Origin of the sequence: Streptomyces sp. SDT5-1, assembly GCF_052245995.1 — a bacterium.
Lineage (GTDB): Bacteria > Actinomycetota > Actinomycetes > Streptomycetales > Streptomycetaceae > Streptomyces.
In genome coordinates, this window is sequence record NZ_CM125963.1 from 3,241,401 (window position 1) to 3,256,133 (window position 14,733).

Annotated in this window: 12 protein-coding genes and 2 tRNA genes; 5 read left to right on the forward strand and 9 right to left on the reverse strand. The window is 68.8% G+C overall.

Going from position 1 to position 14,733, the window contains the following annotated elements:
* Positions 1–119: 119 nt before the first annotated feature.
* On the reverse strand, positions 120–2,750 hold the full coding sequence (locus ACTWJ8_RS15120; RefSeq protein ID WP_443264086.1) for a valine--tRNA ligase: 2,631 nt from the start codon (positions 2,748–2,750) through the stop codon (positions 120–122).
* Positions 2,751–2,865: 115 nt separating this feature from the next.
* On the opposite strand from ACTWJ8_RS15120, the gene ACTWJ8_RS15125 reads away from it, so the two are divergent.
* The gene (locus ACTWJ8_RS15125; protein ID WP_356376902.1) at positions 2,866–3,903 is read left to right on the forward strand and encodes a hypothetical protein; all 1,038 of its coding nucleotides are present in this window, start codon (positions 2,866–2,868) and stop codon (positions 3,901–3,903) included.
* Between the two features lie 77 nt (positions 3,904–3,980).
* Here ACTWJ8_RS15125 and clpX read toward each other — a convergent pair whose 3' ends face one another.
* The 5 genes from clpX to ACTWJ8_RS15150 form a co-directional block, all read right to left on the reverse strand.
* Positions 3,981–5,267: an ATP-dependent Clp protease ATP-binding subunit ClpX gene (gene clpX, locus ACTWJ8_RS15130; protein WP_356376899.1), complete on the reverse strand. Its 1,287-nt coding sequence runs from the start codon at positions 5,265–5,267 to the stop codon at positions 3,981–3,983.
* Positions 5,268–5,422: 155 nt separating this feature from the next.
* Positions 5,423–6,082 carry an ATP-dependent Clp protease proteolytic subunit gene (locus ACTWJ8_RS15135; protein WP_356376897.1) on the reverse strand — a complete coding sequence of 220 codons (660 nt, stop codon included), beginning with the start codon at positions 6,080–6,082 and terminating at the stop codon, positions 5,423–5,425.
* 61 nt (positions 6,083–6,143) lie between these two features.
* Positions 6,144–6,749: an ATP-dependent Clp protease proteolytic subunit gene (locus ACTWJ8_RS15140; RefSeq protein ID WP_356377943.1), complete on the reverse strand. Its 606-nt coding sequence runs from the start codon at positions 6,747–6,749 to the stop codon at positions 6,144–6,146.
* Positions 6,750–7,068: 319 nt separating this feature from the next.
* The gene (tig, locus tag ACTWJ8_RS15145) at positions 7,069–8,454 is read right to left on the reverse strand and encodes a trigger factor (protein ID WP_356376895.1); all 1,386 of its coding nucleotides are present in this window, start codon (positions 8,452–8,454) and stop codon (positions 7,069–7,071) included.
* A 161-nt stretch (positions 8,455–8,615) separates the two neighbouring features.
* Positions 8,616–8,692, reverse strand: a tRNA-Pro gene (locus tag ACTWJ8_RS15150).
* A gap of 150 nt (positions 8,693–8,842) precedes the next feature.
* Between ACTWJ8_RS15150 and ACTWJ8_RS15155 the strand changes: the two genes are divergently transcribed.
* A tRNA-Gly gene (locus tag ACTWJ8_RS15155) sits at positions 8,843–8,913 on the forward strand.
* A 91-nt stretch (positions 8,914–9,004) separates the two neighbouring features.
* Here the strand turns inward: ACTWJ8_RS15155 and ACTWJ8_RS15160 are convergent.
* On the reverse strand, positions 9,005–9,199 hold the full coding sequence (locus tag ACTWJ8_RS15160) for a hypothetical protein (RefSeq protein ID WP_326022563.1): 195 nt from the start codon (positions 9,197–9,199) through the stop codon (positions 9,005–9,007).
* A 484-nt stretch (positions 9,200–9,683) separates the two neighbouring features.
* On the opposite strand from ACTWJ8_RS15160, the gene ACTWJ8_RS15165 reads away from it, so the two are divergent.
* Positions 9,684–10,832, forward strand: a complete 1,149-nt coding sequence (locus ACTWJ8_RS15165) for an acyltransferase family protein (protein WP_356376892.1) — start codon at positions 9,684–9,686, stop codon at positions 10,830–10,832.
* Between the two features lie 30 nt (positions 10,833–10,862).
* Entirely contained in the window at positions 10,863–11,657 is a 795-nt protein-coding gene (locus ACTWJ8_RS15170; protein WP_443264895.1) for an SDR family NAD(P)-dependent oxidoreductase, read from the forward strand.
* Between the two features lie 46 nt (positions 11,658–11,703).
* On the opposite strand, the gene ACTWJ8_RS15175 is transcribed toward ACTWJ8_RS15170, so the two are convergent.
* Positions 11,704–12,141 carry an HD domain-containing protein gene (locus ACTWJ8_RS15175; RefSeq protein WP_443264087.1) on the reverse strand — a complete coding sequence of 146 codons (438 nt, stop codon included), beginning with the start codon at positions 12,139–12,141 and terminating at the stop codon, positions 11,704–11,706.
* Positions 12,142–12,284: 143 nt separating this feature from the next.
* Here ACTWJ8_RS15175 and ACTWJ8_RS15180 point away from each other — a divergent pair, with 143 nt between their 5' ends.
* Positions 12,285–13,466 (forward strand): cation:proton antiporter, encoded by a 1,182-nt coding sequence (locus ACTWJ8_RS15180; protein ID WP_356376886.1) that lies wholly within the window; start codon positions 12,285–12,287, stop codon positions 13,464–13,466.
* Between the two features lie 7 nt (positions 13,467–13,473).
* Here ACTWJ8_RS15180 and ACTWJ8_RS15185 read toward each other — a convergent pair whose 3' ends face one another.
* Positions 13,474–14,646: a PP2C family protein-serine/threonine phosphatase gene (locus tag ACTWJ8_RS15185; RefSeq protein ID WP_356376883.1), complete on the reverse strand. Its 1,173-nt coding sequence runs from the start codon at positions 14,644–14,646 to the stop codon at positions 13,474–13,476.
* Between the last annotated feature and the right edge of the window lie 87 nt (positions 14,647–14,733).

Consider the following 14,733-nt stretch of genomic DNA (forward strand, 5'->3'; position numbering starts at 1 on the left):
CGCCCGGTACGTCCCCTTTCTTACCTCGACCGACCGGGTCCGGGCATCTCGTACCAGCACGGGGAAAACGCCCGAGGGCCCCGGAACCCTGCGGTTCCGGGGCCCTCGGGGCCGTGCGGTCAGGCCTGCGGGAGGCGCTCCAGCTGGGACTGGATGCGGGCGATGTCCTCGTCCGCCTTGGCGAGCCGGCCCTTGATCTTGTCGACCACGTGGTCCGGGGCCTTGGCGAGGAACGCCTCGTTGCCCAGCTTGCCCTCTGACTGCGCCTTGTCCTTCTCGGCGGCGGCGAGGTCCTTGGCGAGGCGCTTGCGCTCCGCGGCGACGTCGATCGCGCCGGACAGGTCGAGCGCCACCTCGGCGCCCGCGACCGGCAGCGTGGCCGTGGCGGTGAAGCCGTCACCCTCCGGCTGCAGCTTGAGCAGCTGGCGGATGGCCGGCTCGTGCGCGGCGAGCGCCGTGCCGTCCAGGGTGAGGCGGGCCGGGACGCGCTGGCCCGCCTTGAGACCCTGGTCGCCCTTGAAGCGGCGGACCTCGGTGACGACCTGCTGGAGCGTCGCGATCTCCTGCTCGGCGGCCTCGTCGCGGAAGCCGCTGTCGGTCGGCCAGTCGGCGATGACGATGGACTCGCCGCCGGTGAGGTTCGTCCAGAGCGTCTCGGTGACGAACGGGACGATCGGGTGCAGCAGCCGCAGCATGACGTCCAGGACCTCGCCGAGGACGCGGCCGGACACCTTGGCGGCCTCGCCGCCCGCCATGAACGTCGTCTTCGACAGCTCGACGTACCAGTCGAAGACCTCGTCCCACGCGTAGTGGAAGAGCGAGTCGGAGAGCTTCGCGAACTGGTAGTCGTCGTAGAACGCGTCGACCTCGGCGACCGTCTTGTTGAGACGGGAGAGGATCCAGCGGTCCGTCGCCGTCATCTCGGAGGGGTCCGGCAGCGGGCCCTCGACGGTCGCGCCGTTCATGAGCGCGAAGCGCGTCGCGTTCCAGATCTTGTTCGCGAAGTTCCGGGACGCCTGGACCCAGTCCTCGCCGATCGGGACGTCGGTGCCGGGGTTGGCGCCGCGGGCCAGCGTGAAGCGGAGCGCGTCCGAGCCGTACTCCTCCATCCAGTCCAGCGGGTCCACGACGTTGCCGAACGACTTCGACATCTTCTTGCCGTTCTCGTCGCGGACGAGACCGGTCAGGGCGACGGTCTTGAACGGGACCTCGCCGTCCATCGCGTAGAGGCCGAACATCATCATCCGGACGACCCAGAAGAAGATGATGTCGTGGCCGGTCACCAGGACGTCGGTCGAGTAGAACTTCTCGAGGTCCGGCGTCCGCTCGGGCCAGCCCAGCGTGGAGAACGGCCACAGGCCGGAGGAGAACCAGGTGTCGAGGACGTCCTCGTCCTGCTTCCAGCCCTCGGCCTCGGTGCCCGGCGGCTCCTCGTTCGGGCCGACGCAGACGACCTCGCCGTTCGGCCCGTACCAGACCGGGATGCGGTGGCCCCACCACAGCTGGCGCGAGATGCACCAGTCGTTGAGGTTGTCGACCCAGTCGAAGTACCGCTTCTCCATCTCCTTCGGGTGGAGCGTGACGCGGCCGTCGCGGACCGCGTCACCGGCGGCCTTGGCGAGCGTCTCGACCTTGACCCACCACTGGAGCGACAGGCGCGGCTCGATGGTGGTCTTGCAGCGCGAGCAGTGCCCGACGGAGTGGACGTACGGGCGCTTCTCGGCAACGACGCGGCCCTGCTGGCGCATGGCGTCGACGATCGCGGAGCGCGCCTCGAAGCGGTCGAGCCCCTCGAACGGTCCGGGCGCGGTGATGACGCCGCGCTCGTCCATGATCGTCATGGTCTCGAGGTCGTGCCGCTGGCCGATCGCGAAGTCGTTCGGGTCGTGGGCGGGCGTCACCTTGACGGCGCCGGTGCCGAACTCGGGGTCGACGTGCGTGTCCGCGACGACCGGGATCGTGCGGTTGGTCAGCGGCAGCTTGATGCGCTTGCCGATGAGGTGCGCGTACCGCTCGTCGTCCGGGTGGACGGCGACCGCGGTGTCACCGAGCATCGTCTCGACACGGGTGGTCGCGACGACGACCGTCTCGTCGCCCTCGCCGTACTTGAGGGAGACCAGCTCGCCGTCGTCGTCCTGGTAGTCCACCTCGATGTCCGAGATGGCGGTCAGGCAGCGCGGGCACCAGTTGATGATGCGCTCGGCGCGGTAGATCAGCTCGTCGTCGAACATCTTCTTGAAGATGGTCTGGACGGCCTGCGACAGACCCTCGTCCATCGTGAACCGCTCGCGCGACCAGTCGACGCCGTCGCCGAGGCGGCGCATCTGGCCGAGGATCTTGCCGCCGTACTCGTTCTTCCACTGCCAGACGCGGTCGACGAAGGCCTCGCGGCCCAGGTCGTGCCGCGACTTGCCCTCCTCGGCGAGCTGCTGCTCCACCTTGTTCTGCGTCGCGATGCCCGCGTGGTCCATGCCGGGCAGCCACAGCGACTCGAAACCCTGCATGCGCTTGCGACGGGTCAGCGCGTCCATGAGCGTGTGCTGGAACGCGTGCCCCAGGTGCAGGGAGCCCGTGACGTTCGGCGGCGGGATGACGATCGTGTACGGCGGCTTCTCGCTCTTCGCGTCGGCGGTGAAGTAGCCGCGCTCCACCCAGCGCTCGTACAGCGCCCCCTCTACCTCGGCCGGCGCGTACTGGGTCGGCAGTTCGGAGGTGGGCACTGGCGTCTGCTGCTGAGAGTTCTCGGTCACGGAGCCAGTTTAGAGGGGTCACAAGCTCGTACTGAAACCGAATCCGGTGGACCGCATCGCACTCGCGTACGCCAGGATGTCAGCAGCACATAAGCAACGGGAGGGAACGCGAAGAATGAGCCACAACCAGCCGGGCCCGTACGGGAACCAGCAGCCCCCGCAGCCGGGCCCCTACGGCCAGCAGCCCCAGCAGCCCGGCCCGTACGGTCAGCCGCAGCAGCCCGGCCCGTACGGCCAGCCGCCGCAGGCGCCGCAGCCCGGCTACGGTTACCCGCAGCAGCCACCCCAGCAGGCACCCCAGGGCGTTCCGCCGCAGCAGCCGAACCCGTACGGCCAGCCGCCGCAGCAGGCGCCCTACGGTCAGCCCCAGCAGCCGGGCCCGTACGGTCAGCCGCAGCAGGCCCCGTACGGCCAGTACCCGGGGCAGCCGCCGGCCGGAGGTGGCGGCGGCAAGAAGACGCTGGGCATCGTGATCGGCGCGGTCGTCGTCGTGGCGGCGCTCGGTGTGGGCGGCTACTTCGTCTTCGGCGGCGGCGACAGCGGTGGCGGCTCCTCGGTCGCGGACGACGGCCAGCACAAGCTGACGACGCCCTCCTCCGTGCTCGGCGGCGAGTACACCAAGAGCAGCTCGAACGCCTCGGACAGCGGCACCTTCAGCGACAGCGACCTCCAGGAAGCCAAGAAGTGGGGCGTGACCGACCCGAAGAGCGTCAGCGCCAGCTACAAGGCGGGCTCGGGCACCACGTCCAAGGCGATCAACTTCGGTGGCGTGTACGGGAAGATCGAGGACCCGGAGAAGGTCGTCGACTCGATGTTCACCGAGATGGAGAAGAAGTCCAAGGAGGACGCCGGCACCGCGAGCGGCGCCAAGGTCTCCTTCGAGGGCACCCCGCAGGAGTTCACGCCGACCGGCTTCAAGAACGGCGTCATGAAGTGCCAGAACGCCAAGTACTCGATGCCGAGCAGCAGTTCGACGAGTGCGGGCGTGCCGTCCAGCTTCACGATGCCGATGTGCATCTGGGGTGACCACAGCACCGTCACGTACATCGTGTACTCGGACGCGGGCGCCATCATCGCCAAGAAGGAACAGCCGCTGAGCGAGGCGGCCGACACCACGGCGAAGCTGCGCGACGAGGTGCGCGTCAAGTCCTGACACCCTCGCCGCACGCGGAAGGGCCCCGGCCGGAACTCTCCGACCGGGGCCCTCCTCGTGTACCGGGGTGCGCGGCGCTACGCCGACTTCTGCTCGCCGCTGCCGCCGCCTCGGGCGTCGCGCGGGATCAGCGTCGGATTCACGTTGGAGTGAACGGCGTCCGCGGTGATGACGACGCGGGCCACGTCCTTGCGGGACGGCACCTCGTACATCACCGACTGGAGGACCTCCTCCATGATGGCGCGCAGGCCGCGGGCGCCGGTGCGGCGCAGGATGGCCTGGTCGGCGATGGCCTCGAGGGCCTCGCGCTCGAAGTCCAGCTCCACACCGTCGAGTTCGAACAGCCGCTGGTACTGCTTCACCAGTGCGTTCTTCGGCTCGACGAGGATCTGGAGCAGCGCCTCGCGGTCGAGGTTGTGGACCGAGGTGATCACGGGGAGGCGGCCGATGAACTCGGGGATCATCCCGAACTTCACCAGGTCCTCCGGCATGACCTCCTGGAACTGGTCCTTCTCCTCCAGCTCGCGCTTGGAGTGCAGGGTCGCGCCGAACCCGATGCCCTTGGCACCGGCCCGCGCCTCGATGATCTTCTCCAGACCGGCGAAGGCGCCGCCCACGATGAACAGCACGTTCGTCGTGTCGATCTGGATGAACTCCTGGTGCGGGTGCTTGCGGCCGCCCTGCGGCGGGACCGAGGCGGTGGTGCCCTCGAGGATCTTGAGGAGGGCCTGCTGGACGCCCTCGCCGCTCACGTCCCGCGTGATCGACGGGTTCTCCGACTTGCGGGCCACCTTGTCGATCTCGTCGATGTAGATGATCCCGGTCTCGGCCTTCTTGACGTCGTAGTCGGCCGCCTGGATCAGCTTCAGCAGAATGTTCTCGACGTCCTCGCCGACGTAGCCCGCCTCCGTCAGCGCCGTCGCGTCGGCGATGGCGAACGGGACGTTGAGCATCCGCGCGAGCGTCTGCGCGAGGAGCGTCTTTCCGGAACCGGTCGGGCCGAGCAACAGGATGTTGGACTTCGCGAGTTCGATCGCGTCGTCCCGCCCGTTCGCCCCGCCGTTCTCACCGGCCTGGACGCGCTTGTAGTGGTTGTACACCGCGACGGACAGGGCCTTCTTGGCGGCTTCCTGTCCTACGACGTAGCTCTCGAGAAACTCGTAGATCTCGCGCGGCTTGGGAAGCTCTTCCCAGCGCACTTCGCTCGTCTCGGCGAGCTCTTCCTCGATGATCTCGTTGCAGAGGTCGATGCACTCGTCGCAGATGTACACACCGGGGCCTGCGATGAGCTTCTTGACCTGCTTCTGGCTCTTTCCGCAGAACGAGCACTTGAGCAGATCGCCGCCGTCACCGATGCGTGCCACGAGGTGCTTCCCCTTCGCCTGGGAGACGCCACGTTCAGCGGCTCCTGGTGCCTGTATCCGACGGTACCTTGCCGGGCCCCCCGTTCGGGCCCCCCTTGGCACGGTTCACTTTGACGTGAACCGTGCCAAGGGGACGGCAGACGATACAGCCCGTACTACGCGATCGCCGCGTTGTTCATCTTGCGCGTCGAGATGATCTGGTCGACCAGGCCGTACTCGAGGGCGTCCTCGGCCGTGAGGATCTTGTCGCGCTCGATGTCGTCGCGGATCTTCTCGATCGGCGTGTTCGAGTGCTTGGCCAGCAGGTCCTCCAGCTGCGTACGCATACGGAGGATCTCGTTGGCCGCGATCTCCAGGTCGGAGAGCTGCTCACGGCCGGTGCCGCCGGAGGGCTGGTGGATCAGCACACGGGCGTTCGGCAGCGCCATGCGCTTGCCCGGGGTGCCGGCGGCCAGCAGGACGGCGGCGGCCGAGGACGCCTGGCCCATGCAGACCGTCTGGATGTCCGGCTTCACGAACTGCATCGTGTCGTAGATGGCCGTGAGGGCCGTGAACGAGCCGCCGGGGCTGTTGATGTAGATGGAGATGTCGCGGTCCGGGTCCATCGACTCGAGGCACAGCAGCTGCGCCATCACGTCGTTGGCCGACGCGTCGTCGATCTGCACGCCGAGGAAGATCACGCGCTCCTCGAAGAGCTTCGCGTACGGGTCGTACTCGCGCACGCCCTGCGAGGTGCGCTCGACGAAGCGCGGAACCACGTAGCGGTTGTCGACCTGGGGGCCCTGGTACAGGCCGCTGCCGGGGAAGTTGTTCATGGTCGGTGTTCCGTCCTGGTGAGGGTGGGCTTGGCCGGCTGTTCCAGCGTGATCGCGAGGATCAGGCGCCGGTGCCGCCGCCGCCCGGAACGCCCGTAGCGGCAGTGATGATCTCGTCGATGAGGCCGTACTCCTTGGCCTCCTCGGTGGTGAACCAGCGGTCGCGGTCGCCGTCACGGATGATCGTCTCGACCGACTGACCCGAGTGGCGCGCGGTGATCTCGGCCATCCGCTGCTTGGTGCGCAGCAGGTACTCGGCCTGGATCTTCACGTCCGACGCGGTACCGCCGATGCCCGCGGAGCCCTGGTGCATCAGGATGTCGGTGTGCGGGAGTGCGAAGCGCTTGCCCGCGGTGCCGCCGGTCAGCAGGAACTGGCCCATGGAGGCGGCCATGCCCATGCCGATGGTGACGACGTCGTTCGGGATGTACTGCATGGTGTCGTAGATCGCCATGCCGGCCGTCACCGAACCACCGGGGCTGTTGATGTAGAGGTAGATGTCCTTGTCCGGGTCGGCGGCAAGGAGCAGCATCTGCGCGGTGATCTTGTTCGCGATGTCGTCGTCGACCTGCTGGCCGAGGAAGACGATGCGCTCGCCGAGCAGCCGGTTGTAGACATGGTCGCCGAGGCCACCACCGATGGACGGCTCGCCTGCGGCGGAAGGCATCAGATTCGTCACGTATCCACCTGCTCGTCTCTGACGGCTACGCGCCGTCTCGCGTCTTTAGCTGGGGCCGGGTCGAGTGCTCTGCACTTCACCAGCCCTCCTCTTCATGGACCCTAACGCGCGGGTCCCTCCGGGGAATCCCGCGATTGCAACTGTTCGCTGTGAGCGCAGGTTCGCTCCGCTCATGCACGGGGTGGCTGAGCACGGCTCTCCAGGGGCGCGGGGATTGCGCAGTTCCCCGCGCCCCCAAGAACAAAGCACGAGGCCCCCGGGACCGTCACGGTTCCGGGGGACCTCGCTCACGCTGGGGACGGAGGCGTTACGCCTCCTTCGTCTCCTCGGCGGAGTCGGTGGACTCGGCGGCGGCCTCCGTGGCCTCCTCCGTCTCCTCCTCGTCGTCGGACAGGTCGACGACCTCGCCCTTCGTGTCCTTGACCGTGGCGGCCTCGACGACCACGGCGAGGGCCTTTCCGCGGGCGACCTCGCCGACGAGCATCGGCACCTGGCCGCCCTCGACGACGGCCTGGGCGAACTGGTCGGGGGACATGCCGGAGGAGGCGGCGCGGCGCATGAGGTGCTCGGTGAGCTCCTCCTGGCTGACGTTCAGCTTCTCCTTGTTGACGAGCTCGTCGAGGACGAACTGCGTCTTGATGCCCTTGACCGCCTGCTCGCGGGTCTCGGCGTCGAACTCCTCGACCGACTTGCCCTGGATCTCGAGGAACTTCTCGAGGTTCAGGCCCATCTGGCCGAGCTGGTGGTTCTCGAGGTTGTGCTTGCGGGTGTTGACCTCGTCCTCGAGGAGCTTCTCCGGGACGGGGACCTCGACCAGCTCGAGCAGCTTCTCGAGGACGCGCTCCTGGGCCTGGGTGGCCTGGTCGTACTGCTTCTGGTTCTCGAGGCGCTTGCGGCTGTCGGCCTTCAGCTCGTCGAGGGTGTCGAACTCGGAGGCGAGCTGCGCGAACTCGTCGTCCAGCTCCGGCAGTTCACGCTTGGCGACCTGGCTCACCTTGACGGTGACCTCGGCCTCCTTGCCCTCGGCGGAGCCGCCCTTGAGCTCGGAGGTGAAGGTGGCCTCGCCACCGGCCTCCAGGCCCTTGACGGCGTCGTCGATGCCGTCGAGGAGCTCGCCCGAGCCGATGGTGTACGAGACGCCGGAGGCGACGCCGTCCTCGAGGACCTCGCCCTCGACCTTGGCCTCCAGGTCGATCGTCACGACGTCGCCGTCCTCGGCGGCGCGCTCGACCGGCGCGGTGGAGGCGAAGCGGTCACGGAGCTGCTCGACGGCCTTGTCGACGTCCTCGTCGCTGACCTCGACCGCGTCGACCTCGACCTCGATGCCGGAGTAGTCCGGGATCTCGATCGTCGGGCGGACGTCGACCTCGGCGGTGAAGTTCAGCGTCTCGCCGTCCTTCAGGTCCGTGATGTCGACCTCGGGCTGACCGAGGACGTTGAGCTCCGCCTCGTTGACAGCCTCGGTGTAGAACTTCGGGAGCGCGTCGTTGACGGCCTCCTCGAGGACAGCACCGCGGCCGAACCGCTGGTCGATGACGCGGGCCGGGATCTTGCCCTTGCGGAAGCCCTTCACCGTGACCTGCTGGTTGATCTTCTTGTACGCCGCGTCGAGGCTGTCCTTGAGCTCCTCGAAGGGCACCTCAATGCTGAGCCGAACCCGGGTCGGGTTCAGGGTCTCGACGGCGCTCTTCACGGTGGGTCTCCTTGGGGGCTGACTTCTGGGATCGTGCCCGGCTTGAGAGACACACGGGCATGCAGCTTGCATAGTAACGGCACGCCGCTGCGGACCCACAATGCGATCTTGATGCGGTCCCGGAGAGCCCCGGGGCGGCCGGCCGGCCGACTCTCGAACGCTGGTCGGGGTGGCGGGATTTGAACCCACGGCCTTCCGCTCCCAAAGCGGACGCGCTACCAAGCTGCGCCACACCCCGTCGGTGCGACACGTAGGGTACATGCCCGCAGGCAGTGCGACTCCCGCGTTGCGGGCCGCGGTGACCGTGGGGAAAAGGCGGCGTGCAATCGGCGCCCTCGACCCGCTACGATGCCTGCGTGCCGCGGTCACCGACCTGCGGTGCGACCGTGCGGGCGTAGCTCAATGGTAGAGCCCTAGTCTTCCAAACTAGCTACGCGGGTTCGATTCCCGTCGCCCGCTCTCGCGAATGGCCTCCGGCCCGGATCCACTCCTCGTGGATCCGGGCCGGAGGCCTTTTCACGGACTTCGCCGGGCGCCGCGGACCGCCGCGTCAGAAATGGATCGCGCTGACGCTGTCCGCGACCGAGTTGAGGAAGTTGTTGATCGCGGGTGCCATTCCGGTCGAGGCGAGGAAGAAGCCGAAGAGCACCGCGACTATGGCGGGCCCCGCCTTGATCGAGCCGCCGCGCATGAGGACGACGAGGACGATCGCCAACAACAGCACAACTGACAGCGAAATGGCCACACTGATCACACCCTAGGTCGGTCCGCTCTCCCGGCCCGGGGGGTGAAGCCCCACCCCCCGCCAGAACCATCGTGCCACCAACCCGGCGCCCCTATGCGGCCCGTGACGCATCGTCGGCCACGTACCCGCGGGTTTCGGCTTGATCGTTTCTATCGTCCCGGCCGCCCCGCGCGCCCGCCGCACGCGCGGCCTGCGGGTTTTCCCTCACTATCCCCTTGGTTCGTCCACAGGAAAATCAAGGGAAAGCAATCCCGCAATAGCGCCTTGCCCAATACGGGACGAACCGGGCAACTCGCCGGTGCGGCGCGAGGGTGTTACGTCCCCTTTAAGCGGGACGATCTCCGCAATTGCACACAAATCAGAGAGTCCATGCACACAGAATCCTCATGCCGACTTCCTGGAAAACCGGGGTACCCGGAAACACTTAGGAGGATTCGCGTTGACGGTTTTACGAAATCACACGGACCCCACTAGGGTGCCTCAGATGCACGGCTCGCAACGAACCCCGCTGCCGCCGGCAGCGCGGCCCGAGACGGAGGCGCCCGAGGCGCTCGAGACGCCGGTACCGGCCCCGTCCCCCGCTCCGGCCGAAGCTCCCAGAGCGAAGCAGCGCGACGCGTTCTTCGACAACGCCAAGTACCTGGCCATCGTGTTCGTCGCGATGGGCCACTCCTGGGAACCGCTGACCGACGGCAGCCGTACCGCCGAGGCGCTGTACGAGATCGTCTACACGTTCCACATGCCGGCGTTCATCATCATCTCCGGCTACTTCTCGCGCAGCTTCGACATGCGGCCCGACCGGCTGCGGCGCCTCATCACCGGCGTCGCCGTGCCGTACGTGCTCTTCGAGGTCGCGTACAGCTTCTTCAAGCGGTGGGCGGACGACGACCCGACGCACCCGATCAGCCTGCTGGATCCCTGGTTCCTGACCTGGTTCCTCGTCGCGCTGTTCATCTGGCGGCTCACCACGCCGATCTGGAAGGTCGTCCGCTGGCCGATCCCGCTCTCCATCGCGATCGCCGTGCTCGCGTCGGTCTCCCCCGACATCGGCGACGACCTGGACCTCCAGCGCGTCCTGCAGTTCCTGCCGTTCTTCGTGCTCGGCCTGTTCCTCAAGCCCGAGCACTTCCAGCTGGTGCGGCGGCGCGAGGTGCGGATCCTGTCCGTGCCGATCGGACTGGCCGCCTTCCTGCTCGCCTACTGGTCGGCGCCGCGCATGACGTCGGTGTGGTTCTACCACCGCGACAGCGCGCAGGAGCTGGGTGTGCCGTGGTGGGTCGGCGTCGTCATGACCTTCGCCCTGTTCGGCTGCTCCCTCGTGCTCACCGCCTGTTTTTTCGCGTGGGTGCCGGGGCGCAGGACGTGGTTCACGGTGCTCGGCGCCGGGACGCTGTACGGCTATCTGCTGCACGGCTTCCTCGCCAAGGGCTCCCGGTTCTGGGGCTGGTTCGACGCGGACTGGACGCACACCCCGTACGGCGAGGTGATCGTGACGGTGATCGCCGCCGCGGTCGTCACGGCGCTGTGCACGCCGCCCGTGCAACGGGTGTTCCGCTTCGCGATGGAGCCGAGGATGCCGTGGGCGTTCAAGAAGGACGCCACCGAGACGGCGCGGGCCAGGCAGCGGGCCTGACGCGGGTCGGGTAAGGGTGGACCCATGACCTTGCAGATCGATCTCAACGGGCGCACCGCCCTGGTCACCGGGTCCACCCAGGGCATCGGCGCCGCCATCGCCACGGGCCTCGCCCGGGCCGGTGCCCGCGTCGGCGTCAACGGCAGGACCCGCGAGCGCGTCGACGAGGCCGTGGCCCGCATCAAGGCCGACGTGCCGGACGCGGACCTGGTGCCGGTGGCCGCCGACGTCACCACCGACGCCGGGCTGCGGGACGCCGCCGCCGCACTCCCCCAGGTCGACATCCTCGTCAACAACCTGGGCATCTTCGGCTCTGCCGACCCGCTGGAGATCACCGACGACGAGTGGCGCCGCTACTTCGAGGTGAACGTGCTGTCGGCGGTCCGCCTGATCCGCCACTATCTGCCCGGCATGACCGCGCGCGGCTGGGGCCGGATCCAGAACATCGCGAGCGACTCGGCCGTCGTGATCCCCGCCGAGATGATCCACTACGGCATGTCCAAGACGGCCCTGCTCTCGGTGACCCGCGGCTTCGCCAAGCAGGCGGCCGGCAGCGGCGTGACCGTCAACTCCGTCATCGCGGGCCCCACTCACACGGGCGGCGTCGAGGACTTCGTGTACGAACTCGTGGACCGCGATCTGCCGTGGGACGAGGCGCAGCGGGCCTTCATGCGCGAACACCGGCCGCAGTCCCTGCTCCAGCGGCTCATCGAGCCCGAGGAGATCGCCAACATGGCGGTCTATCTCGCCTCCGACCTGTCGAGCGCCACGACGGGCGGCGCGCTGCGGGTGGACGGCGGTTACGTGGACTCGATCCTGCCGTAGGCCCTCATATGGCCGTGAAGTAGGCCTTTGACGGCCGTAAAAAGGGTCAGCCGATCCCCAACAGCGCGCGCATCGTCGCGTACTTCCGCGTCAGCCGGTTCCGGGTCGCCTCGTCGAGCACGGCGAGCCGGCCCGGATCCGCGTTGTGGGCCAGGTCCGACTCCTTGACCAGGCGGGCGCCGGGGGTGTCGAGGATGCGTCGCGCGTACGCCTCAGGGGGCTCGCCCTCGCGCTTGGTCAGCGCCCGTACGACCGCCTTGGTCCGGTCCGGGAGGTCGGCCGCGGTCAGCCACTCCTCCGTCAGCGCGTCGTCCTCGATGGCGTCGTGCAGCCATGCCGCGGCGATCTGCGCCTCGTCGCCTCCCCTGGCCCGCACCCCTTCGGCGACGGCCGCCAGATGCTCCGCGTACGGGCGGCCCGCCTTGTCCTTCTGCCCTTCGTGGGCCCGGCGCGCCATGGCCTCCACCTCAGTCAGCGTGAGCATGCCGCAGAGCCTCTCACGCCGCCCCCGCACGCGCTCGGGACTTTGGGCCCAGGTCGTTTGGTAAGCTAAGTATTGACGCTTTCTTGACGTTCTCTTGACCAAGGAGGAACGGGCCCATCGGACACGCAGACACCTTGATCGCCATGGGCGGCGCCTTTCTGGCCGCCGCCGTCCTCGCTCGCCTGGGCGGGCGCATAGGACTCCCCACCATTCCCCTGTTCATCCTGGCCGGGATACTCCTCGGCCCGCACACACCGGGCGTCGTGCTGCTCTCCGACCCGCACGACCTGGAGATGCTCTCCGCGCTCGGACTCGTCCTGCTGCTCTTCTATCTCGGCCTCGAGTTCCACATGGACGACCTGAAGACCGGCGGCCGCAAGATGGCCGTCGCCGGAGGGACGTACCTCGCGCTGAACGTCGGCGCCGGCCTCGGTTTCGGATTCGCCCTCGGCTGGGGCACATCCGAGGCTCTGGTCCTCGCCGGGGTGCTCGGCATCTCGTCGTCCGCGATCGTCACCAAGGTCCTCGTGGACACCGGCAGGCTCGGCAACCCCGAGACGAAGCCGATCCTCGGCATCATCGTGGTCGAGGACATCTTCCTCGCCCTGTATCTGGCCGCGCTCCAGCCGATCCTGTCCGGCGCGGACTCGCTGTCGGCGGCCGTGCTCGACGGCGGCAAGGCCTTCGGCTTCCTGCTGCTGCTCGCGCTCGCCGCGCGGTACGGCACGCGGATCGTCGGCAAGCTCTTCAACACCAAGGACGACGAGCTGCTCGTCATCTCCTTCCTCGGTGTCGCCGTGTTCGTGGCCGGGGTCTCCGAGTGGTTCGGGGTCGCCGACGCCATCGGCGCGTTCATGGTCGGCCTGATGCTCGGCTCGACCGCGTCCGGCGACCGGATCCGCACCCTGGTGCACCCGCTGCGGGACGCGTTCGGCGCGATCTTCTTCTTCGCGTTCGGGCTCTCCATCGACCCCGGCGACCTGCCGACCGTGCTGTGGCCGGTGCTCGCCGCCGTCGCGCTGACGCTCGTCATGAACGTCCTCGCCGGCATCGGCGGGGCGAAGATCTACGGCTTCGGGGCGGGGCCCGCGGCGAACATCTCCACCACGCTGCTCGCCCGCGGCGAGTTCGCGCTGATCCTCGCGACGATGGCCGCGGGCGCCGGCCTCGACGACCGGCTCTCCCCGTTCATCGCGGGGTACGTGCTGCTGCTCGCGGTCCTCGGGCCGCTGGCCGCCGGCCGGTCCGAGTGGCTGGCCCGGATCCTGCCGCTCAAGGAGAGGGCGCCGGTGCTCGACGAACCGAAGGTTGGCGCCGGGGTGTGACCGCCGCTCAGGCGTCCCGGCAGATCAGGAGCAGCGCCCGGTCGTCGTTGACGTCCTTGGCGACCGCCTCGATGAGGTGCCAGGCCGCGCCGTGGAAGCCGCCGGTGACATACCGGTCGGCTTCCCCGGTGAGGCGGTCGATGCCCTCGCTGATGTCCCGGTCGGACGTCTCGACGAGGCCGTCCGTGAACAGCATCAGGACGTCGCCGGGGCGCAGCGTCCCCTTCGTGGCGTCGAACTCGGCGCCGTCGTAGACGCCGAGCAGCGGGCCCTCGGCGGCCTTCTCCTCCCAGCGGCCGGTGCCCGCGCTGAGCTGGAGGCCCGGCGGGTGGCCCGCGGAGTACAGCTCGTAGTCCCCCGACTCCAGGTCGAGGACGAGGTGGATGGAGGTCGCGAAGCCCTCGTCCCAGTCCTGGCGGAGCAGATAGCCGTTGGCCGCGGGCAGGAACGCGTGCGGCGGCAGCGAGCCGAGCAGCCCGCTGAACGCGCCGGCCAGCAGCAGCGCCCGCGAGGCCGCGTCCATGCCCTTGCCCGACACGTCCGTGAGGACGACCTCAAGCGTGCGGCCGTTGTTCGTACGGGCCGCGACCACGAAGTCGCCCGAGAAGGACTGGCCGCCCGCGGGGCGCAGCGCCATCTCGCGGTGCCAGCCCTGCGGCAGCTTGGGCAGCCGCGACTGGGTGCGGATCCGCTCGCGCAGGTCGAAGAGCATCGTTCCGCCGCGCCGCCAGGGCACGCCGACGCGGCTGCGGAACTGGGCGATGAGCAGGCCGAAGAACCCGCAGGCCGCGACCGTGAGCACGGTGCCGGGCGTGACCCCGGCCGCGCGCTGCGTGTACGGGCCGAGCTGGAACGACTCGACGATCAGCGCCGCGGCGGCCGCCGCGTACAGGCCGAGGAGGCTCGCCGGGCGCAGCAGCAGTCCGCCCGCGACGATCGGCAGGACGAGGACGGCGGGCGCGCACCAGACCGGGTTCAGGATGGTGGCCGCGGCGATCACCGGGACGGTGATGAGCAGGCCGACGAGCGCGATCCAGTCCGAGCCGTCCCCGCGGAAGTAGTCCACCCCGGATTTGCGCACGGCAGTGCGGACCCGGTGGACACGCATCCTCAACCGGGCCGGGAACGTATCGGCCTCCGCGCGCTGTCCGCGCCCGCGCCGCTCTCGTCGTACCGCCATTGTTCGTGGACCTTATCCACCGGGTCCGGGGCTGTGCACGGGAGGTCCCACTTGTCCCCCTTTCCGGGCACGTCCGTCAGCACCGGT

Coding starts and splice junctions, on each gene's coding strand:
- ACTWJ8_RS15185 (WP_356376883.1), bottom strand. CDS start 14,646: ATGGCGGTACGACGAGAGCGGCGCGGGCGCGGACAGCGCGCGGAGGCC.
- ACTWJ8_RS15140 (WP_356377943.1), bottom strand. CDS start 6,749: ATGCCTTCCGCCGCAGGCGAGCCGTCCATCGGTGGTGGCCTCGGCGAC.
- ACTWJ8_RS15135 (WP_356376897.1), bottom strand. CDS start 6,082: ATGAACAACTTCCCCGGCAGCGGCCTGTACCAGGGCCCCCAGGTCGAC.
- ACTWJ8_RS15125 (WP_356376902.1), top strand. CDS start 2,866: ATGAGCCACAACCAGCCGGGCCCGTACGGGAACCAGCAGCCCCCGCAG.
- ACTWJ8_RS15165 (WP_356376892.1), top strand. CDS start 9,684: ATGCACGGCTCGCAACGAACCCCGCTGCCGCCGGCAGCGCGGCCCGAG.
- ACTWJ8_RS15175 (WP_443264087.1), bottom strand. CDS start 12,141: ATGCTCACGCTGACTGAGGTGGAGGCCATGGCGCGCCGGGCCCACGAA.
- ACTWJ8_RS15180 (WP_356376886.1), top strand. CDS start 12,285: ATGGGCGGCGCCTTTCTGGCCGCCGCCGTCCTCGCTCGCCTGGGCGGG.